Source organism: Desulfovibrio piger (assembly GCF_900116045.1).
In the GTDB taxonomy this organism is placed as follows: domain Bacteria; phylum Desulfobacterota; class Desulfovibrionia; order Desulfovibrionales; family Desulfovibrionaceae; genus Desulfovibrio; species Desulfovibrio piger_A.
The window spans coordinates 1,054,760-1,075,858 of sequence record NZ_LT630450.1 but is presented as its reverse complement, the minus strand read 5'-3'; the positions used below and the strand labels follow the sequence as shown (position 1 = coordinate 1,075,858).

The following is a 21,099-nucleotide window of genomic DNA, read 5'->3' as shown; positions in this document are numbered from 1 at the left end:
TCTCCAAAAGCCCGCCCTTGGCAAGTACGAAAGGGGCACAAGGCCCGCAGGCGCCCGCGCCTGCCGTCCTGCCGGGAAGGAGGGGCAGCATCTTGACGAAGACGGCGCGAGCGGATAGAAAAAAACGTTTTAACCGGATGTCTTCTGTGCAATGCGCCATGGGGCGGCAGGGGAGGCGCCCGGAGGGGCAGGGCCGCACCCCTGCGATTTCCCCAACCATACAGGAACATCCAATGCCCAAACGCACGGATCTACACAAAATTCTGGTTATCGGCGCAGGTCCCATCGTCATCGGCCAGGGCTGTGAATTCGACTATTCCGGCTCCCAGGCCGTGAAGGCCCTCAAGGAAGAAGGCTACGAGGTGGTGCTGGTCAATTCCAACCCGGCCACCATCATGACCGACCCCCACATGGCCGACGCCACCTATATCGAACCCATCGAGCAGCAGACCCTGGCGGCCATCATCCGCAAGGAACGCCCCGATGCCCTGCTGCCCACCCTTGGCGGACAGACGGCGCTCAACGCCGCTCTTGGTCTGGCCAAGAGCGGCGTTTTGGCGGAGTGCGGCGTGGAGCTCATCGGTGCGCGTGCCGAAGTCATCGAAAAGGCCGAAAGCCGCGAACTGTTCCGGCAGGCCATGGAGAGCATCGGCCTCAAGGTGCCTGCCAGCGGCATTGCCCACAACATGGATGAAGTGCGCGCCCTGGGCGACGTGCTGCCCTTCCCGCTCATCATCCGCCCGGCCTTCACCCTGGGCGGCACCGGCGGCGGCATCGCCTACAACATGGCCGACCTGGAAGAAGTGGCCGGTCACGGCCTTTCCGCCAGTCCCGTGTCCGAAGTCATGATCGAGCAGAGCGTGCTGGGCTGGAAAGAGTTCGAGATGGAAGTCATGCGTGACAAGAATGACAACTGCGTCATCGTCTGCTCCATCGAGAACGTGGACGCCATGGGCGTGCACACCGGTGACTCCATCACCGTGGCCCCGGCCCAGACCCTGACCGACGCCGAGTACCAGATGATGCGCGACGCTTCCTTCGCCATCATGCGCGAGATCGGTGTGGAGACCGGCGGCAGCAACGTGCAGTTCGGCATCAATCCCGACAATGGCGAGATGGTGGTCATCGAGATGAACCCGCGCGTGTCGCGTTCCTCGGCCCTGGCCTCCAAGGCCACCGGTTTCCCCATCGCCAAGCTGGCCGCCAAGCTGGCCATCGGCTATACCCTGGACGAACTGCGCAACGACATCACCCGCGAGACCGCGGCCAGTTTCGAGCCGGCCATCGACTACTGCGTGGTCAAGATCCCGCGCTTCACCTTTGAAAAATTCCCCGGCGCCAAGGACGAGCTGACCACCTCCATGAAGAGCGTGGGCGAGGCCATGAGCATCGGCCGCACCTTCAAGGAAGCCCTGCAGAAGGGCCTGCGTTCCATGGAGATCGGCGCCTCCGGCCTGGGCTTCAACTTCCGCCGCGAGCTGCCGCCCCTGGCCGAGATCATGGCCGGTCTGCGCAAGCCCCATTCGCGCCGCGTCTTCACCCTGCGCCAGGCCCTGCTGGCCGGCGTGAGCGTGGAAGAGATCCACGAGGCGTCGGGCATCGACCCCTGGTTCATCCGCCAGATGCGCGACATCGTGGACATGGAGACCCGCATCCGCGACTTCGGCCTGGCCAACGACATGACGCCCCTGAACCCCGAGCTGCCGGAGATCCTGCGCGAAGCCAAGGAATACGGCTTCTCCGACCGTCAGCTCTCCGAGATGTGGAAGCGTCCCGAGACCGACATCCGCCGTCTGCGCAAGGAGATGGGCATCGTGCCCACCTTCTACCTGGTGGATACCTGCGCCGCGGAATTCGAAGCCTACACGCCCTATTACTATTCCACCTATGAAAAGGGCGACGAAGTGCAGACCAGGGACTGCCGCAAGGTGCTGATCCTCGGCGGCGGCCCCAACCGTATCGGCCAGGGCATCGAGTTCGACTACTGCTGCTGCCATGCCTCCTTCGCCCTGCGCGACGCGGGCATCATGGCCATCATGGTCAACTCCAACCCCGAGACCGTCTCCACGGACTACGACACCTCCGACCGCCTGTACTTCGAGCCCCTGACCTTTGAAGATGTGATGAACATCGTGGAAAAGGAAAAGCCCGAGGGCGTCATCGTGCAGTTCGGCGGCCAGACCCCGCTGAACCTGGCCGTGCCGCTGATGCGCGCCGGTGTGCCCATCCTGGGCACCTCGCCCGATGCCATCGACCGCGCCGAAGACCGCGAACGCTTCCAGGCCCTCATCGAGAAGCTGGGCCTGCTCCAGCCGCCGAACGGCACCGCCATGGACCTGGATCAGGCGCTGGAAGTGGCCGAGCGCATCACCTATCCCGTGGTGGTGCGTCCCAGCTACGTGCTGGGCGGCCGCGCCATGGCCGTGGTCTACGACAAGGAAGAGCTGGTGGAGTACTTCCGCGAACAGGTGCCCGAAAAGCCCGAGCATCCCATCCTCATCGACAAGTTCCTGGAACATGCCGTGGAAGTGGATGTGGACGCCCTGTCCGACGGCAAGGAAGTCTATGTGGCCGGCATCATGGAGCACATCGAGGAAGCCGGCATCCACTCCGGTGACTCGGCCTGCGTGCTGCCTTCCTTCTCGCTCTCCTATGATCATGTGGCCCTCATCGCCGCCCAGGCCGAAGCTCTGGCCCGCGAGCTCAAGGTGGTGGGCCTGATGAACATCCAGTTCGCCATCAAGGGCGACGACCTGTACATCCTGGAAGTGAACCCGCGTGCCTCGCGCACCGCGCCCTTCGTCTCCAAGGCCACCGGCGTGCCGCTGCCCTACATGGCCACCCAGGTCATGCTGGGCAAGACCCTGGACGAGCTGGACCCCTGGAGCATGCGCCGCGGCGGCTTCACCTGCGTCAAGGAAGCCGTGCTGCCCTTCCAGCGCTTCCCCGGCGTGGACATCATCCTCGGACCCGAGATGCACTCCACCGGCGAAGTCATGGGCATGGGCAGCGATTTCCCCGAAGCCTACTACAAGAGCCAGCTGGCTTCCGGCCAGGATCTGCCGCAGGGCGGCAATGTCTTCATCTCGGTCAACGACCGCGACAAGCCCATCCTGCCCGAAGTGGCGGCCATGTTCGCCGACTTGGGCTTCCATCTGCTGGCCACGAGCGGCACGGCCCGCTACCTGCGCGAACGCGGCCTGGAAGTGGAAGAAGTGCTCAAGGTCTACGAGGGCCGTCCCAACATCGTGGACCGCATGATCAACGGCGACGTGGCCCTGGTCATCAATACGGCCTCGGGCAAGAACACGGCCCGCGACTCCAAGTCCATCCGCCATACGGCCGTGAGCTACGGCGTGCCGTACTGCACCACCGTGGCCGGTGCCAAGGCCTCGGCCATCGCCATCGGCAAGCGCCGTGAAGACACGCATGTGGAAAGCCTGCAGGAATACTACGCGCGGGAAGCGCGGGGGTAAGATATGAAAGCATTACTGGTACTTGAAGACGGTTTCTGCCTTCAGGGCAAATCCTTTACCGGCGATTTCGAGACCGGTGGGGAAGTGATTTTCAATACAGGCATGACCGGCTATCAGGAAGTGCTCACCGACCCCTCCTATTACGGACAGATGGTGTGCATGACCTATCCGCTCATCGGCAACTACGGCATCACCGCCGAAGACATGGAATCCGGCCGCGTGCACATGCGCGCCCTGCTGGTCAAGGAATGCTGCAAGGAGCCCTCCAACTGGCGTTCCAGGGAATCCCTGCCGGACTTCCTCAAGCGCTGGAACGTGCCCGGCATGGAAGGCCTGGACACCCGCGCCCTGACGCGCCACCTGCGCATCAACGGCGCCATGCGCGGCGTCATCTCCACCCGCGACCTGGATGTGGAGAGCCTGCGCGCCAAGGCCTGCGCCCTGCCCAGCATGGAAGGCCAGAACCTGGTGCCCTTCGTGGCCGCCCGGAAGCCCTACATCCTCACGGCCGACGGCCCCAGGGACGTCCAGTTCGACGCCGACGGCGCCTATGCCTGGCAGGGCACGGGCATCCCGCTGCTGGTCTATGACTTCGGCGTGAAGTGGAACATCCTGCGTCTGCTGGCCGAAGCGGGCTTCGAGCCCCTGGCCGTGCCGCCTTCCTTCACGCCGGACCAGGCCCGCGCCAGCGGTGCCAGGGGCGTGTTCCTGTCCAATGGCCCCGGCGACCCCGCCACCCTGAAGGACGAGATCGCCATCATCCGCGAACTGGTGAAGGAATTCCCCGTGACCGGCATCTGCCTGGGCCACCAGCTCATCGGCCACGCCCTGGGCGGCACCACGGCCAAGCTGAAGTTCGGCCACCACGGCTGCAACCATCCGGTCAAGGATCTGGGCACGGGCCGCATCGAGATCTCGTCCCAGAACCACGGCTTCCACGTGGTGCTGGACGGCCTGGACGATGTGGAAGCCACCCACATCAACCTCAATGACCAGACCCTGGAAGGCCTGCGCCACAAGACCCTGCCCGTCATGAGCGTGCAGTACCATCCCGAGGCGGCCGCCGGTCCCCACGACGGGCGCTACCTCTTCGAGCGCTTCCATGAGATGATGAAGGCCGCTCTGGCCTAAAAGATATACGGCCTGAGGAGGGGAGCTCTTCTTCCTCCCCAGCGCGCGTTGTTGAGCGCATCGGTGACAGGGCTCTTTCCGTGCGGGAAGGGCCCTGTTTTTTTGTCGTGGAGGGAAGGGGCGGTGATGGATGCGCAGGGATGGACCTGCGGCAAAAGGGCAGGGGAGCCCCCGGGGATGCGGACAATATCCGTCCAGGGATAGCCGCTGACGAAAGCTCTTGAGCCGGCACAGCCATAGCGGGGATGCGCGGCTGTCAGCGGGCGAAGAGCTCAGGAGCGGGAAAAAGAAAAAACACCGCTATTCCCGGGCCCTGACGTTTCGCTCACACGAGCGGTGCCAAGGTTTCGGCACAGGCTTGCCATCACCTGCGCACTTGGGCTATCGTCGTGATACCGGTCCGAATCTGCGCAGGCAGGTCGGCCTTCAACCGTCCGCAAGGGCAACGGATCAAAGGAGTCTGGAGTGAAAAAAGCCATCATGAGCCTTTGCCTGGCTGCAGCGCTTGTTTTCGGAGCTGCCGGCGTCCAGGCGGCAGACCAGGACAAGGGCAACAACCCCGTGCTGCAATTCACGGGCAGCGTGTGGCAGAAAAGCAGCCTGGACAACAAGCTGAGTTTCCTGTTCGGTATGGATACTGCCATCGTCACGGAATATTTCGTCAACAGCCGGGAAGCCGAACTGGCCGCCAAGAACGGCAAGATGCCCGTATCCAACCTTTCCAAGTTCGAAAAAGGCTGGATGAAGGCGTTCAAGGACGTGAAACGCACCACCATCGTGGAAGAAGTGGATGCCTGGTATGCGGCCCATCCTGACAGGCTGGATCGTCCTGTCCTGGGTGTGCTGTGGTTTGAACTCATCGAGCCGCGTCTTGCGGCCGCTCAATAACGGATCGTCCCTCACGAGCTGATACGCCGATGCGTATTGTGGAGACTTCTATGAAAAAACTGTTTGCGATCATCTTGATGGCCGCCTTCATGGCGACGGGCGTCGCCTGCACCAACATGTCCCCCACCCAGCAGGGCGTGGCCAGCGGTGCCGCGCTGGGTACGCTGGGCGGTGCCGGTGTGGCCGCCATTTCCGGCGGTTCCGTGGGCTGGGGCGCGCTGGCCGGTGCCGGTATGGGGGCTCTGGCCGGTGGTATCGTAGGCAACCAGCAGGAAAAGAGCCGTTACCACCATCGCGGCTGGTAATCCCTCTTTCTTTGTCCTGTGACAGCGACCGCTCCCTTCGGGGGGCGGTTTTTTTATTATGGCTTTGACCTTGTTGCGCTCCACGGTGCGAAAGGGAAAACCATCCGCCATGCGGATGGCCTTGATCCCCGGGGCATCATTTTTCCACTTCCGCTCCTTGTGCCTTTCCATATGAAAGATGCCGGATGGACCTTCCCTATATTCCCGGGGGACAGAGGCGTCGGGCACGGTCTGCCACGCTACTTCATCCTGCCATAGACCAGAGCAAACGTTTTTGGGAGAGGATGGGGGACTTTGAGGGGGAAGGAGAGGACTTTTTCCAAAAAGTCCTCTCCTTCCCCCTCATCACATACTTGTTTCAGCTCCTCGTATCCGAAGGCCCCTGCCAGCGGCGGCATAACTGGTGGGACAGCCCCAGCTGGTCGAAGATGCGGCCGCAGAACTGGCCCATGAGCCCTTCGAGCGTATCCTCCCCGCTGTAGAAGGCGGGCATGAAGGGCATGATGACGGCCCCGGCCTCACTGGCCCAGAGCATGTTGCGCAGATGGATGCGGCTCAGGGGGCTTTCCCGGGGGACGAGGATCAGGGGGCGGCGCTCCTTGAGGGCCACGTCGGCGGCCCGGTGCAGCAGGTTGGTGCCGGCACCGGTGGCGATGCAGGCCAGGCTGCTCATGGAGCAGGGGCAGACCACCATGCCGTCGTGCTGCCAGGAGCCGCTGGCCGGGGCGGCGCCCAGGCAGGCTGCGTCGTGGCTGACGTCGGCCAGGGCGTGCAGGGCGGACGGGGCAAGGCCGCATTCCGCTTCCAGCACGGCGTGGGCCCCGGGAGAAAGGATGAGGTGGCTCTCCACGGCGGGCAGGGCGGCCAGGTGGCGCAGCAGGCCCAGGGCCAGAGGCATGCCGCTGGCGCCGCTGACGCCTACGATGATTCGTTTCATACAAGCTCCTTGGCCGTATCCGTCCCGGAGGGGCATCCCGCCGCGGGCAGGGGAGGGCCGGTACTCCGCACCGGACAGGCTGAAGGGAACGGGGACGGGAAGCCGAGGATACGGTGGGAGAAAGGAAAAGAAAAGTCCCCCCCGCCGCACGGGCAGGGGGGACAAAGCGACAAATCGCGCGGAACCTAGCCCAGGTTCACGATGGATTCTTCGCCGGTCTCAGCGTGCAGCACGTGCACGGCACAGCCCAGTCACGGGTCGAAGGCGCGGATGGTGCGCCCCACATTGACGGGGTTGTTGATGTCCGGGACCTGCACGCCGATGAGGGCTTCTTCCAGAGGACCACGGCGGCCCTTGTCGTCGCGGGGCGAGCAGTTCCACAGGGTGGCGGAGATGATCTGGTAGCTGTCGATCTTCTGGTCCTTCACACGGATGTAGTGGACCAGGGAACCGCGGGGCGCTTCGGAGCAGCCATAGCCTTCGGCGCTCTGCGGGATCTCGAAGGGGGTGAAGGTCTCGCCGTCGGGCTTGACTTCCTTCAGCCAGCCTTCCACGGCATTGGCGATGAGCAGGGCTTCCTCGGCGCGGGCCACATGGCGGCCCATGATGGAGAAGACCTTGTCCCAGCCCAGGTCGCGGATGGTGCGGGCCTCGATGCCGAACTTTTCCTTCAGCATCTTCACGCCCACTTCGGACAGCGGCGCGTTGGCCACCCACATGCGGGCGGCGGGGCCCACTTCGATGACTTCGCCGTCGTAACGGGGAGCCTTGACGAAGGAGTAGGCGTCCTTCTTGTCCAGGTCGGGGCTGGTCTCGGCGCCGGCGGCACCCTTGCCGGTGGTGGCGTCGTCGTACCAGGCGTACTTGAGGTCTTCGGTGATCTTCTTGGGATCGAATTCCACGTCACGGCCATTGAGGAAGACACCGGCCTTGAGCAGGTGGGTCTTGCCGTCGTCGGTCATGGGGAACACGCCGAAGCAGGAGCAGCCGTGCACGCCCTGGCCCTGTTCGAACAGGTCCTTGTACACGGAGCCCACGATGTAGGTGATGGGCAGGTATTTTTCGACGATGAACTGGCGCACCTTCTTGAAGCGGGCCGCGTATTCCAGCAGGGCTTCCTTGGTGGGCATTTCCGTGGCGCCGCCGGGCACGATGCCCTGCACATGGGGCATGCGGCCGCCGAAGAGGGCGACCATCTCATGGGCGATGCGGCGCACTTCCAGGGCTTCCAGATACTGGTCCACGCCCACCTTGTTGGCTTCGGGGGGCAGGCGCAGGTCGGGCTGGGCGAAACGCGGCACGAAGGGCGCGGTATCGGGGCCGGCCACGAAGTCCAGGGCGGCCAGATGGTAGAAGTGCAGGATGTGCGACTGCAGGTAGTTGGCGCCCAGGATCAGGTTGCGGGTGATACGGCCGTTGCCGGTCACCTTGATGTTGAAGGCGTCTTCCTGCGCCAGGGCGGAAGCCATGGCATGGGAGGTGGGGCACACGCCGCAGATGCGCTGCACGATCTGGGTGGAGTCACGCGGGTCGCGCCCTTTCAAAATCTGTTCAAAACCGCGGAACATCCCACCGGTGAGGTGGGCGTCCACAACCTTGCCGTTCTCCACCACCACTTGGGCCTTGAGATGGCCCTCGATTCTGGTGACGGGATCGATGGCGATAGTGGCCTTGGCCATAAAGCTCTCCTTTGAACGTCAGAAAAAATGGAAACGCCGGGCCGCTTCTAGTTGCTGTAGAAGGGGCTCTGTCCGTCGGGGAACGTGGGCTCGGTGCAGCCGATGCAGATGGCGTTGGCCACGCACCAGTTGACACCGTTCCATTTGCGTTCAAACGAGTCGCAGTACGCACCGGGGCCCTTGCAGCCCAGGTCGTAGCGGCAGCCGTCCTTCTCGGTGAAGGTGGCGGAGAACTTGCCTTCGTCGTACTTGCCCAGATAGGGGCAGTTCTCGTGCACGTTGCGACCGTAGAAAGGCAGCGGACGGCCTTCGCTGTCCAGCAGGGAGACCACTTCGGCCAGACCGGCTTCCAGGCCCTTTTCCTTGATCTTCTGGAGGGCCAGGGCGATGGTGCCCACGATCCAGTCGGGCTGGGGCGGGCAGCCGGGGATGTTGACCACGGGGGTCTTGATACCGGCCTGCTTGAGCAGGGCGCCGGTCCCCACGGCTTCGGTCACGGAACCCTTGGCGGCGGGGATGCCGCCGTAGGCAGCGCAGGTACCCAGGGCCAGCACGGCGGCGGCGTCGGGAGCCAGCTTTTTGACCAGGTCGGCCATGGTGATCTCGGTGTGGCCCTCTTCGGCCACCACGCAGTAGCGACCATCCTTGGCCAGCGGGATGGAACCCTCGATGGCCAGGAAGAACTTGCCCTTGAAGTTCTTGGCAATGTTCATCATGTGGGTGTAGGCGTCGTGGCCTTCACCGCCCATGACGGTAGGATGGTACTCGAGGCTGATGATCTTCAGCAGCACATCAGCGATGGAGGGGTTGACGTTGTTCAGCAGCGACACTGAACAGCCGGTACAGCCCTGTCCCTGCAGCCAGATGACAGGGGGGCGCTCGCCAGTCAACGTGCCGGCCAGGGCTTCGCGCACCGCAGGATGGAACATCTGCGCCACGCCGAAACCCGCCACTGTGCCGGTGCACAGTTTGACGAAATCACGCCTGTTGAGACTCATGCATGCCTCCTCATGTTGGCGTAGTGAAAAAAAACGGCAGTCGGGTTATGCCAAATGACATAAGTAATATGGATGTACCAAGGCCGGAAGATTGTGTCAACGTAACAATCCGAAGAAACAGGCTTGGGACAAGGGATTCCGAGCTCTTTGCGTGTTTTTTTGACGGGCCTTTCAGCAGCTGAAGATACGCAGTCCGGCATAGCCCACGACGTGTTCCGTATCGTGCGACACCGCGGCGGACGTCTCGTGCATGACCAGGGTGGCGCGCACTGCCGCACCGGGCGCCCAGGCGCGCAGGGCGTAGAACGCCAGGGCCAGCGGCGCGGCCCCGCACATGCTGATGCCTTCCCGGGCCACGGTGACCAGCAGGGCATCGGCATCGCCCCTGAGGGCGGCCTCCAGGGCCAGGTCGTCCTTGCGCAGGGTGGTCTGCTGGTCTTCGTAGTGGTTCATGTCCGAGCTGACCAGCAGCAGGGGGCGCCGGCCGTCGCGGACCCGGCAGCGTTCCAGCACCCGGGCCAGACGCTGGCCGGCGGTGCGCAGCACGGGGGCCTGCCCGGTGCCCACGCAGACCGGCACCACATGCAGGGGGGCATCGCCCGCGCAGACCTGGAGGAAGGGCAGCAGGACCTCGATGCTGTGTTCCCGTACATGGCCCATGACATCGGCGCTGAAATCCTCGTCGGCCTCGCAGAGCAGGCGGGCCATCTCGCCGTCCACGGGCACGGGGCCCAGCGGGGTCTGCCAGGCACCGGCGGGCCAGACGGACAGGGGCGTGCCCAGGCCGGTGTGGTTGGGGCAGAGCAGGAAGACGGTGCGCGGCAGGCGCACATGGGCCAGGGTGGCGCCGATGACCCGGCCGCTGTAGACATGCCCGGCATGGGGGAGCATGAGCCCCGCCAGACGGTCCGCATCCCCGGCGGCGAGGGCCGAAGCGGGCAGGGCCGCCCCCTGTTTCAGGAACGACTCCACTTCGGCACGCAGATCGGCCGGGACATCAGTATAAAAACGGCCTGCGACAGCAGGCTGGCGAAGATGCATGGCGGTATCCTCCCGAAAAGATCTTGGACTGGAAGAAGCATAGCGCCGGCGGCGGACAAAGGCCAGCGGGAGCGGACGGCTTTCCCGGCGGGAAAAGACGACCGGAGGAAAGAGGCGATAACGGCAGGGAACGGTCTGCGGAGGGGCGCCGACAGCCCTTCCGCAAGAGCCGTGTACGGGTCTGGCCATGATGTGCGTACTCCGCCCCCGCTTCCTTTGGGGCAGGCCATGACCATATGAAAAAGAAAAAGGCACTTTTGTTTCTCAAAGGTGCCTTTCCGCGTCCGTGCGGCTGCGTCCGTCAATGCTCGGCAAATGTCCGGCAGCGGTGGAAATATCCTCCGTGTGCGGGCACAACGTCGGCCGCAGTCCGTACCTTTGCGACAAAGGTATCTGTCACCAGCAGCCGCGATGCAGGGATCCCTTTCCCCCATGCGACGAAAAGTGCCATGCCCGTCGGCACAGACACCGTTCGGGCATGGCACAAGGTTACAAGGGCTTTTCCCTGTTTCTAGAACAGCTGTACGCCGCCCAGCCAGTGATGGCGGACGCGGCCCTGCATCTCCTGGCCCAGGAAGGGGGTGTTGCAGCTCTTGGAGTACAGGGTCTCGCGGCTGACGGTCCACGTTTCTTCGGGATCGAAGAGGAAGAAGTCGGCCGGATCACCGGGCTCGAAACGGTTGAGGGGCAGCTTGAAGATCTCGGCCGGGCGCACGCTCCAGAGGCGGTGCAGGTCGGCCTCGCTGATGACGCCTTCGCGCACCAGCCGCCAGGTCAGGGTCAGGGCCAGATCCATGCCGGTGAAGCCGCAGGGGGCCTCGTCCAGGGTACGTTCCTTCTCGTGGGCGGCGTGGGGGGCGTGGTCGGTGGCCAGGATGTCGATGGTGCCGTCCTTGATGGCCCGGCGCAGGGCCTCGCGGTCTTCGGGGCGGCGCAGCGGCGGGCTGACCTTGGCGTTGGTGTTGTAGCCGTCCAGCGCGGATTCATCCAGCGTCAGGTAATGGGGGCAGGTCTCGGCCGTGACCCTGACGCCGCGGGCCTTGCCCCAGGCGATGATGTCCACGGTGAGGGCGCTGGAGACGTGGGCGATGTGCACGGGCAGGTTCAGGTATTCGGCCAGCATGATGTCGCGGGCGGCCTGCACGGCCTCGCCCACCGGGGGCTGGCCCTTGACGCCCAGGCTGCCGCTGAGGGGGCCTTCGTTCATCACCCAGCCGCGGGCCAGGGTGCTGTCCTCGCAGTGATCGATGAAGGTCAGGCCCAGGTCGGCGCCGTATTCCATGACGCGGCGCAGCAGTTCGGTGCCGGGCATGGGGCGGCCATCGTTGGAGACGGCCACGCAGCCAGCGTCCTTGAGCTCCTGCAGGGGGGCCATCTCCTCACCGGCCAGGCCCACGGTGGCGGCGGCGATGGGGCAGAGGCGCGGACCGTGGGGATGGGTCTGGGCGGCGCGGTCCAGCATGAAGCGGGTGACGCTGGCGTTGTCGTTGACGGGCCTGGTGTTGGCCATGCACATGACCGAACCGAAACCGCCGCGGGCGGCGGCTTCCAGACCGGTATTGATGTCTTCCTTGTACTCGAAGCCGGGCTCGCGCAGATGGACATGGGCATCCACCATGCTGGGCATGAGGATCAGGCCGCGGGCGTCCACGATCCGGCTGCCTTCAGGCGCGGCATGGTGGCCGGCGGGGGTCATGGTCACGATCTTGCCGTCCCGCACCAGCAGGTCCACGGGGGCGTCCAGGTGGCGGGCGTTCTTGATGCACAGGGTCATTTAGCAACCTCCATCGTTACGGGTGGCCAGCAGGTACAGGACGGCCATGCGGGTGGCCACACCGGAGGCCACCTGATCGAGGACCAGGCTGCGCGGGTCGTCGGCCACGTCGTCGGAAATCTCCAGCCCGCGGTTCATGGGGCCGGGATGCAGAACCTTCACGCCGGGGTGGGTGAGCTCCAGATGGCGTTCGGTCAGGCAGAAGCGGCGCGAGTATTCGGCCAGGTCGGGCAGCAGGCCCGCCTGCTGGCGTTCCAGCTGCAGGCGCAGGCACATGACGGCATCGGTATCGCGCACGGCCTGGTTGAGGTCGCCGTACACGTCCACGGGCCAGGATTCCACACCGGCGGGCAGCAGGGTGCGCGGCGCGCACAGGCGCACCCTGGCGCCCAGCATGGTGAGCAGGTGCACGTTGGAGCGGGCCACGCGGCTGTGGGCGATATCGCCCAGGATGAGCACCTGCTTGCCGGCAAAGGCATCGCCCCAGACCTGCCGCAGGGCGAAGCTGTCCAGCAGGGCCTGGGTGGGATGGGCATGCCAGCCGTCACCGCCGTTGACGATGCCGCAGGAGACGCGCTCCGCCAGGAACTGGGCCGCACCGCTGCTGGGATGCCGGATGACGATGACGTCAGGCCCCATGGCCTGCAGGGTCAGGGCCGTGTCCTTGAGGCTCTCGCCCTTGTTGAGGCTGGAACCGGACTTGGCCAGGGAGTAGGTGTCGGCTGACAGGCGTTTGCCGGCCACATCGAAAGAGGTCTTGGTGCGGGTGCTGTTCTCCACGAAGAAGAGCACCACGGTCTTGCCCTTGAGGGTGGGCACCTTTTTGACGGGTCTCAGGTTGATTTCCTGGAAACTGGCGGCCACGTTCAGCAGATGGCGCACGTCCTGTGCGTCGAGCTGGGTGACGTCCAGCAGGTCTTTGTGCGGCCAGCGGTACGTAGTATCTGTAGTCATGGCGTCGTGGGGTTGCAGGATTAAAAAAAAGCCCGCTCAACGGCGGGACAAGAGAAAAACCGGGCAGAACCCCTGCGAACGGCGTTCACAGGGCGCAGATCACCGCGGTACGTTGCCAGACATTTCATGGGGGCAAAACTAGACGCTGCCGGGCGCTTTGTAAAGGAAAAAGTCAGTTGACGCCTTGGGGGGCTTTGTCTACTTTCTGGGGGATTGCGCCGGACCGGCGGCAGAGGTCCGGCGGCTGCACCCGGGGCGTGACGGGGCCTGTGATCCGGCGCCTTTTTTTTGTTTTTCTGCCGTTTCGTACCGCGATCGCGCCTCCGGGCACGACCTGCGCTGTCATGGAGGAAGGTCGTCATGCTCGTTTCCATCCTTGTCTATCTGTGCTGCGGCGCCGTGGCCGGTGTGCTTGCCGGCCTGCTGGGCGTGGGCGGCGGGATCGTCATCGTGCCCATGCTGGTGGCGGTCTTCCCCAGCCAGGGCATCCCTGCCGAGTATGTGCAGCAGCTGGCCCTGGGCACCTCGCTGGCCAGCATCATGATCACGTCCATCTCCAGCAGCCGGGCCCACCACAAGCGCGGCGCCGTCCACTGGGACATCTTCCGCAACATCACGCCCGGCATCCTGCTGGGGACCTTTGTGGGCGGTCTGGTGGCCACCCATATGCCGACCCTGTTCCTGAAAGTCTTCTTCATCTGCTTTTTGGGCTTCGTGTCCCTCCAGATGCTTTCCAGCTATCGTCCCCCGGCCAGCCGCGAGATGCCCGGCCCCCTGGGCACCGCCGGCGTGGGCGGCATCATCGGCCTGGTCTCCAGTTTCGTGGGCATCGGCGGCGGCACGCTCTCCGTGCCGTTCATGAGCTTCTGCAACGTGCCCCTGCACCATGCCGTGGGCACCTCGGCCGCCATCGGTTTCCCCATTGCCGTGGCCGGTACGCTGGGCTATATCGTGGGCGGCTGGAACACGCCCGGCCTGCCTGCCGGCTGTCTGGGCTTCGTGAACCTGACGGCCTTCCTCGGCATCGCCGTCGCCAGCTTCATGACGGCCCCCCTCGGCGCCAGGCTTTCCCATTCCCTGCCCACGGCCAGGCTCAAGAAGGGCTTTGCCGTCTTCCTCATCATCGTGGCCCTGCGCATGCTGCTGGGCCTGTTCTAAGATCCTCCCCGGGCGAAGCGGGACCGCTCCGCCGCGGGTCCCGCGGCCCCGCCGGGGGCTTCGTTCTTCTGCCGGAGCGCCGCCGCCCCGGACGGAACGGGCTCCCTCGCCCCTGTCTCAAGGCTGGCACGCGGCCTTCCTCCGTAACCATTCCGATCCGGGAGACCCATGAAGCTGAAAACATACAACAGCAGGCTCGCAGAGTCCGTCTGGTGGAACCTGCTCTGGCTGACCATCGGCGCCTTTTTCGTCACCGTATGCATCAAGAGCGTGGTGGCCTCGCATGCCATGCTGTCGGGCGGGGTCCTGGGCATGGCCCTGCTGGTGTTCTATACCACCGGCCTGCTGACGCCCCTGGTCTGGTACCTGCTGCTCTCCATCCCCATCTGGGTCTGGGGCTGGTTCTTCGTGGGGCGCCGTTTCCTGCTCTATACGGCCTACGGCACCATCTGCACCACCATCTTCGGCATGTTCGTGGACTTCCAGATCCCCATCAACAATGAGGTCTACGCCGCCGTGGTGGCCGGGGTGCTGCACGGCGCCGGCGTGGGCATGATGCTGCGCACCCTGGGCAGCAGCGGCGGGACGGACATCATCGCCGTGGCCCTGAAGCAGCGCTGGAACATCCCCATCGGGCAGTTCAGCTTCGCGGTCAACGTCTGCATCTTCATGGCGGGCGCGTTCAGCCTGTCACTGGACATCATCATCGCCTCCACCATCATGATGTTCATCTCGGCCAATACCCTGGAATACGTGGTGGGCCTGTTCAACCACCGCAAGCTGGTGATGATCATTTCCGAGAAGGGCGAGGAAGTCAGTGAGGCCATCCTGGCCAGCGAGCGTTTCGGCGTGACCCTGATCCGGGGCAAGGGGGCCTACTCCGGCGGCGACAGGGAGATATTGCTCACCGTCACCAACAATGTGGCCCTCAAGCGTCTGGAGAACCTGGTCTTCATGGTGGACCCCAAGGCCCTGTTCGTGGTGGAAAACACCTTTTACGTTGCCGGCGGACAGTTCTCGCGCCGGAGCTGATGCCCTATGCTGCAGGAACATGACGACAGGCTCCGCGTCATCCGCGCGCGGACCATCCTGGACATGCTCGGGGAGCGCCCCGCCACGGGCCGCGACCTTTTCCGTCCCCTCAGGGGACTGGACAACGCCGCGCTGCTGGTGCGCGGCGGGCGTGTGCTGGACGTGCTGCCCTGGAAGAGCGTGCGCGTGCCTGCCGCGACCCCGGTGACGGACATGGGCGACGTGACCCTGATGCCCGGCTGCATCAATGCCCACTGCCATCTGCAACTGTCGCACACGGCGGGCAGGACGCTGTTCGGCGCGGGGTTCACGGCCTGGCTGCGCAGCCTCATCGCCCTGCTGCGCGAAGAGCACGACGGCACGGCCCTGGCCCTGGCCTGCCGGGACATGGCCGCGGCGGGCACGGCCCATGTGGGCGATTACGCCGGGGACGGCCTGCTGGCGGTGGATGCCGCCGTGCGGGCGAATGGCATGGGCGTGACCCATTTTTGCGAGTGGTTCGGCGGGCAGGCCCCCTTCATCGACGGCGGGCGCCCCTGGCCGCCGCGCTGCCGCGCCCTGCTGGAGCCGCGGCCCGAAGTGGCCGCGCACTGCGCCCCGGCCGGGCATGCCCTGTATTCCACGGATGCCCGGGTGCTGCAGGACGCGCGGCAGTGGTGCCGCCTGATGGGGCGGCCTTTCGCGCTGCATCTGGCGGAATCCGAGGACGAGACGCGCCTGCTGCTCGACGGCGAGGGCCCCCTGTGGGACTGCTACCGGGGCATGGTGCTGCCGGAAGACTGGGCCGTGCCGCATCTGCGGCCCGTGGCCTATGCCCGGCGTCTGGGCCTGCTGGGCCCGGGCACGCTGGCCGTGCACGGCGTGCAGCTGGAGCCCGCCGAGGTGGAGGCCCTGGCCGCCAGCGGCAGCGCCCTGTGCCTGTGCCCCCGTTCCAACGAGCATCTGGCCGTGGGCACGGCGCCCGTGGCCTCGCTGCTGGAGTCCGGTCTGCTGTGCTGCCTGGGCACGGACGGCCTCAGCTCCAACACGGATCTGGATGTGCGCCGGGAAGCCGTTTTTTTGCGCGAAACGCTGGACGTTGCCCCGCAGGCCCTGATACGGTGCCTCACTGTGAACGGGGCCGCCGCGCTGGGCCTTGCCGGCCACGGGCGACTTGAGCCCGGGAGCAGGGCCGTTTTCAGTGTGCTGCCCGGGAGCCTCTCCGTCTGATCCATGCCCTTTCGGCCGGCATGTCTCCGGCCTTCCACGACAGTTGTCCTTCATATTCACCGAATCATTCAGAACGAGCAATAACGGGAAAGGTTATGAGCGAAGCAATCCTTGACTGGAAGGAAGCCATGACGCGCGTGGATACCACGCGCGGGCTCTATGTGAAGCGGCTGCGAAACTTCATCGAGACGGAACGGGACACCTCCGTGAAGGTCTCGGTGGCGCTGAAGAACGGCCGGCAGGAAGAAGCCCGCGCCATGGTCCACGCCACACGTGAAGCTGCCGCCGAACTGGGCGGCAAGGCACTGGCAGCGGCCGCGCTGGAGCTTGAGATGGCCATCAAGGCCGGTGCGGACACCACGGCGGCCCTGCACCGTTTCGACAGCGTCACCACGGACACACTGGTGGCCATGGCCACGGTGGCCGCGCAATAGAACGGATGTTTTTTTGCCCGTCCCGCGTCCGTGATGCGGGGGAGGGGCAAAAAAGCCCTTTTTTTTCCATCGTTGTAACTGTTGCGGGATGCCCTTTCCGCCCTGGACGGGGAAAGAGGAAAGGGCTTTTTCTTTTGGACGTTTTGGGATATGCTGTCCGCTTGCAACAACTCGTACCTTTGGGAGAGTAGCTTATGAAAAAGCTCGGGCTTTTGCTGGGAGTGGTAGCCTTGCTCGTGCCTTCGCTGGTTCTGGCGGGCGACATCAAGATCGGTCTGATGTGCCCGTTGACGGGCAAATGGGCCTCCGAAGGGCAGGACATGAAGAATATCGTGAGCCTGCTGGTGGATGAGACCAATGCCAGGGGCGGCATCAACGGCAGCAAGGTGGACCTGGTGGTGGAAGATGACGCCGGTGACCCGCGCACCGCTGCCCTGGCGGCCCAGAAGCTGGCCTCCGCCGGTGTGGTGGCCGTCATCGGCACCTACGGTTCCGCCGTGACCGAAGCCACCCAGAACATCCTGGCGGAATCCGAGCTGGTGCAGATCGGCACCGGTTCCACCAGCGTGCGCCTGACCGAGAAGGGCCTGCCGCTCTTCTTCCGCACCTGTCCGCGTGACGATGCCCAGGGCAAGGCCGCTGCCGCCGCCATCATCAAGGCCGGCTACAAGAAGGTGGCCCTGCTGCACGACAACTCCTCCTATGCCAAGGGCCTGGCCGAAGAAAGCCGGGCGGCTCTGGAAAAAGCCGGCGTGAAGATCATCTTCTATGATGCCCTGACCCCCGGCGAACGCGATTACACCGCCATCCTGACCAAGCTGAAGGCCGCCAGCCCCGACCTGATCTTCTTCACCGGCTATTATCCCGAAACGGGCATGCTGCTGCGCCAGAAGAAGGAAATGGGCTGGGACGTGCCCATGATGGGCGGTGACGCCGCCAACCATCAGGACCTGGTCAAGATCGCCGGTCCCGAAGCCGCCGCCGGCTACTTCTTCGTGAGCCCGCCGCTGCCGCAGGACATGGATACCGACGAGGCCAGGAACTTCCTGAAGGCCTTCAAGGAACGTTACAAGACCGTGCCCGTTTCCGTGTGGGCCGTGCTGGCCGGCGACGCCTACAAGGTGCTCGAAGCCGCCATCGCCAAGGGCAACGACGATCCCGAAAAGATCGCCGCATGGCTCAAGCAGCTCAAGGATCTGCCCACGCTGTCCGGCAAGATGGGCTTTGACGAAAAGGGCGACCGTGTGGGCGATTTCTACCGCATCTACAAGGTGGACAACGCAGGCAAGTTCGAGCTCCAGGCTCGATAGACAGTCATCCGAGGCGGGGCGGCGGGCAGTGGCCCGCCGCCCCGCAAACTGCGCCGCGGGGCGCATGACCGAGACATGGAACAGTTTTTTCAACAACTTTTGAACGGCCTTGCCGTGGGCGGCATCTACGCGCTGGTGGCCCTGGGCTACACCATGGTCTATGGCGTGCTCAAGCTCATCAACTTCGCGCATGGCGACCTGTTCACCATCGGCGCCTATCTGGGCCTGACCCTGCTGGTGAGCTGCAACCTGGCGGGCGTGCTGCCGCCGGTGGTGGCCGTGCTGGCGGTCTTCATCATGGTGGGCATCATGGTGGCCATCATCGGCTGCCTGCTGGAGCGTACCGCCTATCGCCCCCTGCGCAAGGCCGGGCGCCTTTCGGCCGTGGTGTCCGCCCTGGGCGCCTCCATCTTTTTCCAGAACGCCGTCATGCTGGTCTACGGCGCGCGCTTCTACGTCTATCCCGACTGGCTGCGCCCTGATTTCACCGTCGATCTCTTCGGCATCGCCGTGCCCGGCGTGCGCCTGATGGTCATCGCGGCCAGCGTGATCCTGATGCTGGCCCTGTGGGCCTTCATCCAGCGCACCCGCATCGGCGCGGCCGTGCGCGCCGTGGCCATCGACCAGGGCGCGGCCCGCCTCATGGGCATCAATGTGGACCGCATCATCTCCCTGGTCTTCTTCATCGGTCCCGGCCTGGGCGGCGCCGCCGGCCTCATGGTGGGCATCTACTACGGCCAGATCGACTTCACCATGGGCTGGTCCTACGGCCTCAAGGCCTTTACCGCCGCCATCCTGGGGGGCATCGGCAATATCCCCGGCGCCATGATCGGCGGCCTGCTGCTGGGCGTTATCGAAGCCCTGGCCGCCGGCTACATCGCCATCGCCTGGAAGGACGCCATCGCCTTCACGGTGCTGATCCTCATCCTGATCATCCGTCCCACGGGCATCCTGGGCGAAAGGACGGCCGACAAGCTATGAACCGCACCATCGTCATCGTCACGCTGGCGGCGGCCCTGCTGGTCCTGCCGCTGTTCACCAACCCCTACTGGACCGACGTGTGCGTCAGCATCGGCCTGTATGCCCTGCTGGCCCTTTCGCTCAACGTCATCCTGGGGCAGGCCGGCATCTTCCATATGGGACATGCGGCCTTCTTTGCCGTAGGGGCCTACAGCACGGCCATCCTGAACACCATGCACCACTGGCCCATCTTCCTGACCATGCCGGTGGCGGGCTGTGCGGCGGCCCTGTTTGCCCTGGTGGTGGCGCGGCCCATCATCCACCTGCGCGGTGACTACCTGCTCATCGTGACCATCGGCATCGTGGAGATCGTGCGCATCGCGCTCATCAACGACGTGGGCGGCCTGACCGGCGGCTCCAACGGCATCTTCGGCATCAGCCGTCCGGTGTTCTTCGGTTTCCGCATCTTCAAGCCCCTGCATTTCTACTATCTGGTCTGGGGCATGGTGGGCATCAGCCTGCTGCTGTTCTACGGCCTGTGGCGCTCGCGCATCGGCCGCGCCCTCAACTGCATCAAGGAAGATGACGTGGCCGCCGAAGGCTGCGGCATCAACGTGACCCATTACAAGCTCATGGCCTTCGTGCTGGGCGCGTTCTGGGCCGGCATGGCCGGTACCCTCTATGCCGCCAAGATGACCACCATCGCACCGGAATCCTTCAATTTCATGGAATCCGTCATCATCTTTGCCGTGGTCATCCTCTCGGGCGGCAGCCAGCTGGGGGTGCTGGTGAGCGCCTTCCTGTTCATCGGCCTGCCCGAGCTGCTGCGCGAGTTCTCCGGGGCGCGCATGCTCATCTTCGGCCTGGCCATGATGCTGATGATGATCTGGCGTCCCCAGGGCCTCATGCCGCCCAGGAGCCGCCGCTACGGCGTGGCGGCGCTGCTGGAGGCCATCAGGGCCCGCGCCTGTGCCGCTGCCGGCAGCGCGGTCCCTCCGGCGGAAGCTGCCCGCGCCGCGGAGAAGGAAGGAGGCCGCGCATGAGCCTGCTGGAACTGCATGAGATCAGCAAGATCTTTGGTGGCCTGATCGCCATCAACGAGCTGTCCTTCTCGGTGGAGCAGGGCAGCGTGGTGGGCCTCATCGGCCCCAACGGGGCGGGCAAGACCACGGTCTTCAACTGCATCACGGGCAACTACAGGCCCGAACACGGCAGCATCTCGTTCGGCGGCCGCGACATCACCGGCAGGCGCCCGCACAATATCGTGGAGATGGGCATCGCCCGTACCTTCCAGAGCATCCGCCTGTTCGGCAGGCTGCCCGCGCTGGAAAACGTGCTGGCGGGACGCCATTGCCGCCTGAAATCCGGCTTCCTGTCCTCCATGCTGCACACGCCCTGGCAGCGCCGCGAGGAAAAGGCCGCCGTGGCGCGCTGCATGGAAGAGCTGGAGTTCGTGGGCCTGGCCGACCATTACGCCGAGGCCGCCAGCAGCCTTTCCTACGGCAACCAGCGCCTGCTGGAGATCGCCCGCGCCCTGGCCTCCGACCCCCGCCTGCTGATCCTGGACGAGCCCGCGGGCGGCATGAACGACCAGGAGACCGTGGCCCTGGTGGACACCATCGCGGCCATCCGTGACCGGGGCATCACCGTGCTGCTCATCGAGCACGACATGCGTCTGGTCATGAAGATCTGTGAACATCTTGTGGTGCTGGAAAACGGCACCCTCATCGCCCAGGGCACGCCCGACCATGTCCGCAACCATCCTGCGGTCATCGAGGCCTATCTGGGTTCCGACGATTCCGAGACGTGGTAA

The 21,099-nt window shown here is 64.9% G+C and carries 18 protein-coding genes; 12 read left to right on the top strand and 6 right to left on the bottom strand.

The window, feature by feature from the left end:
- Positions 1-233 precede the first annotated feature (233 nt).
- The 4 genes from carB (at position 234) to DESPIGER_RS04965 (ending at position 5,800) form a co-directional block, all read left to right on the top strand.
- Positions 234-3,476 (top strand): carbamoyl-phosphate synthase large subunit, encoded by a 3,243-nt coding sequence (carB, locus tag DESPIGER_RS04980; protein WP_072333854.1) that lies wholly within the window; start codon positions 234-236, stop codon positions 3,474-3,476.
- A 3-nt stretch (positions 3,477-3,479) separates the two neighbouring features.
- Positions 3,480-4,607 (top strand): glutamine-hydrolyzing carbamoyl-phosphate synthase small subunit, encoded by a 1,128-nt coding sequence (gene carA / locus DESPIGER_RS04975; protein WP_072333851.1) that lies wholly within the window; start codon positions 3,480-3,482, stop codon positions 4,605-4,607.
- Between the two features lie 465 nt (positions 4,608-5,072).
- Positions 5,073-5,495: a hypothetical protein gene (locus DESPIGER_RS04970; RefSeq protein ID WP_072333849.1), complete on the top strand. Its 423-nt coding sequence runs from the start codon at positions 5,073-5,075 to the stop codon at positions 5,493-5,495.
- A gap of 50 nt (positions 5,496-5,545) precedes the next feature.
- A complete protein-coding gene (locus tag DESPIGER_RS04965) occupies positions 5,546-5,800 on the top strand; it encodes a glycine zipper domain-containing protein (RefSeq protein ID WP_040368933.1) in 255 nt (84 codons plus the stop codon).
- Positions 5,801-6,158: 358 nt separating this feature from the next.
- Here the strand turns inward: DESPIGER_RS04965 and DESPIGER_RS04960 are convergent, their stop codons facing one another.
- The 6 genes from DESPIGER_RS04960 to DESPIGER_RS04935 form a co-directional block, all read right to left on the bottom strand.
- Positions 6,159-6,737, bottom strand: a complete 579-nt coding sequence (locus DESPIGER_RS04960) for a UbiX family flavin prenyltransferase (RefSeq protein WP_072333846.1) — start codon at positions 6,735-6,737, stop codon at positions 6,159-6,161.
- Positions 6,738-6,922: 185 nt separating this feature from the next.
- Complete coding sequence (gene hysA / locus DESPIGER_RS04955) at positions 6,923-8,416, bottom strand: NiFeSe hydrogenase large subunit HysA (RefSeq protein ID WP_083575310.1); 1,494 nt, start codon at positions 8,414-8,416, stop codon at positions 6,923-6,925.
- Positions 8,417-8,463: 47 nt separating this feature from the next.
- The gene (gene hysB, locus DESPIGER_RS04950; protein WP_072333840.1) at positions 8,464-9,414 is read right to left on the bottom strand and encodes a NiFeSe hydrogenase small subunit; all 951 of its coding nucleotides are present in this window, start codon (positions 9,412-9,414) and stop codon (positions 8,464-8,466) included.
- A 171-nt stretch (positions 9,415-9,585) separates the two neighbouring features.
- On the bottom strand, positions 9,586-10,455 hold the full coding sequence (gene amrB, locus DESPIGER_RS04945) for an AmmeMemoRadiSam system protein B (RefSeq protein ID WP_072333838.1): 870 nt from the start codon (positions 10,453-10,455) through the stop codon (positions 9,586-9,588).
- 511 nt (positions 10,456-10,966) lie between these two features.
- On the bottom strand, positions 10,967-12,229 hold the full coding sequence (locus DESPIGER_RS04940) for a dihydroorotase (protein WP_072333835.1): 1,263 nt from the start codon (positions 12,227-12,229) through the stop codon (positions 10,967-10,969).
- On the bottom strand, positions 12,230-13,183 hold the full coding sequence (locus DESPIGER_RS04935; RefSeq protein WP_072333832.1) for an aspartate carbamoyltransferase catalytic subunit: 954 nt from the start codon (positions 13,181-13,183) through the stop codon (positions 12,230-12,232).
- Positions 13,184-13,543: 360 nt separating this feature from the next.
- On the opposite strand from DESPIGER_RS04935, the gene DESPIGER_RS04930 reads away from it, so the two are divergent.
- The 8 genes from DESPIGER_RS04930 (at position 13,544) to DESPIGER_RS04895 (ending at position 21,099) form a co-directional block, all read left to right on the top strand.
- Positions 13,544-14,341, top strand: a complete 798-nt coding sequence (locus tag DESPIGER_RS04930) for a sulfite exporter TauE/SafE family protein (protein WP_072333829.1) — start codon at positions 13,544-13,546, stop codon at positions 14,339-14,341.
- Positions 14,342-14,509: 168 nt separating this feature from the next.
- Positions 14,510-15,373, top strand: coding sequence for a YitT family protein (locus tag DESPIGER_RS04925; protein WP_072333826.1), 864 nt, complete (start codon positions 14,510-14,512; stop codon positions 15,371-15,373).
- Positions 15,374-15,379: 6 nt separating this feature from the next.
- Complete coding sequence (locus DESPIGER_RS04920; RefSeq protein ID WP_072333823.1) at positions 15,380-16,582, top strand: amidohydrolase family protein; 1,203 nt, start codon at positions 15,380-15,382, stop codon at positions 16,580-16,582.
- A gap of 95 nt (positions 16,583-16,677) precedes the next feature.
- Positions 16,678-17,016 (top strand): histidine kinase, encoded by a 339-nt coding sequence (locus DESPIGER_RS04915; protein WP_072333820.1) that lies wholly within the window; start codon positions 16,678-16,680, stop codon positions 17,014-17,016.
- 194 nt (positions 17,017-17,210) lie between these two features.
- Positions 17,211-18,326, top strand: coding sequence for a branched-chain amino acid ABC transporter substrate-binding protein (locus DESPIGER_RS04910; RefSeq protein WP_072333817.1), 1,116 nt, complete (start codon positions 17,211-17,213; stop codon positions 18,324-18,326).
- Positions 18,327-18,401: 75 nt separating this feature from the next.
- On the top strand, positions 18,402-19,307 hold the full coding sequence (locus tag DESPIGER_RS04905) for a branched-chain amino acid ABC transporter permease (RefSeq protein ID WP_072333814.1): 906 nt from the start codon (positions 18,402-18,404) through the stop codon (positions 19,305-19,307).
- Positions 19,304-20,329: a branched-chain amino acid ABC transporter permease gene (locus tag DESPIGER_RS04900; RefSeq protein ID WP_072333810.1), complete on the top strand. Its 1,026-nt coding sequence runs from the start codon at positions 19,304-19,306 to the stop codon at positions 20,327-20,329. The genes DESPIGER_RS04905 and DESPIGER_RS04900 overlap by 4 nt, the downstream gene beginning before the upstream one ends.
- Entirely contained in the window at positions 20,326-21,099 is a 774-nt protein-coding gene (locus DESPIGER_RS04895) for an ABC transporter ATP-binding protein (RefSeq protein ID WP_072333808.1), read from the top strand. Before DESPIGER_RS04900 ends, DESPIGER_RS04895 begins: the two co-directional genes overlap by 4 nt.

Coding starts and splice junctions, on each gene's coding strand:
- DESPIGER_RS04905 (WP_072333814.1), top strand. CDS start 18,402: ATGGAACAGTTTTTTCAACAACTTTTGAACGGCCTTGCCGTGGGCGGC.
- DESPIGER_RS04920 (WP_072333823.1), top strand. CDS start 15,380: ATGCTGCAGGAACATGACGACAGGCTCCGCGTCATCCGCGCGCGGACC.
- amrB (WP_072333838.1), bottom strand. CDS start 10,455: ATGCATCTTCGCCAGCCTGCTGTCGCAGGCCGTTTTTATACTGATGTC.
- DESPIGER_RS04895 (WP_072333808.1), top strand. CDS start 20,326: ATGAGCCTGCTGGAACTGCATGAGATCAGCAAGATCTTTGGTGGCCTG.
- DESPIGER_RS04910 (WP_072333817.1), top strand. CDS start 17,211: ATGAAAAAGCTCGGGCTTTTGCTGGGAGTGGTAGCCTTGCTCGTGCCT.
- hysB (WP_072333840.1), bottom strand. CDS start 9,414: ATGAGTCTCAACAGGCGTGATTTCGTCAAACTGTGCACCGGCACAGTG.
- carA (WP_072333851.1), top strand. CDS start 3,480: ATGAAAGCATTACTGGTACTTGAAGACGGTTTCTGCCTTCAGGGCAAA.
- DESPIGER_RS04960 (WP_072333846.1), bottom strand. CDS start 6,737: ATGAAACGAATCATCGTAGGCGTCAGCGGCGCCAGCGGCATGCCTCTG.
- DESPIGER_RS04900 (WP_072333810.1), top strand. CDS start 19,304: ATGAACCGCACCATCGTCATCGTCACGCTGGCGGCGGCCCTGCTGGTC.
- DESPIGER_RS04965 (WP_040368933.1), top strand. CDS start 5,546: ATGAAAAAACTGTTTGCGATCATCTTGATGGCCGCCTTCATGGCGACG.
- DESPIGER_RS04935 (WP_072333832.1), bottom strand. CDS start 13,183: ATGACTACAGATACTACGTACCGCTGGCCGCACAAAGACCTGCTGGAC.
- DESPIGER_RS04930 (WP_072333829.1), top strand. CDS start 13,544: ATGCTCGTTTCCATCCTTGTCTATCTGTGCTGCGGCGCCGTGGCCGGT.
- DESPIGER_RS04940 (WP_072333835.1), bottom strand. CDS start 12,229: ATGACCCTGTGCATCAAGAACGCCCGCCACCTGGACGCCCCCGTGGAC.
- DESPIGER_RS04915 (WP_072333820.1), top strand. CDS start 16,678: ATGAGCGAAGCAATCCTTGACTGGAAGGAAGCCATGACGCGCGTGGAT.
- carB (WP_072333854.1), top strand. CDS start 234: ATGCCCAAACGCACGGATCTACACAAAATTCTGGTTATCGGCGCAGGT.
- DESPIGER_RS04925 (WP_072333826.1), top strand. CDS start 14,510: ATGAAGCTGAAAACATACAACAGCAGGCTCGCAGAGTCCGTCTGGTGG.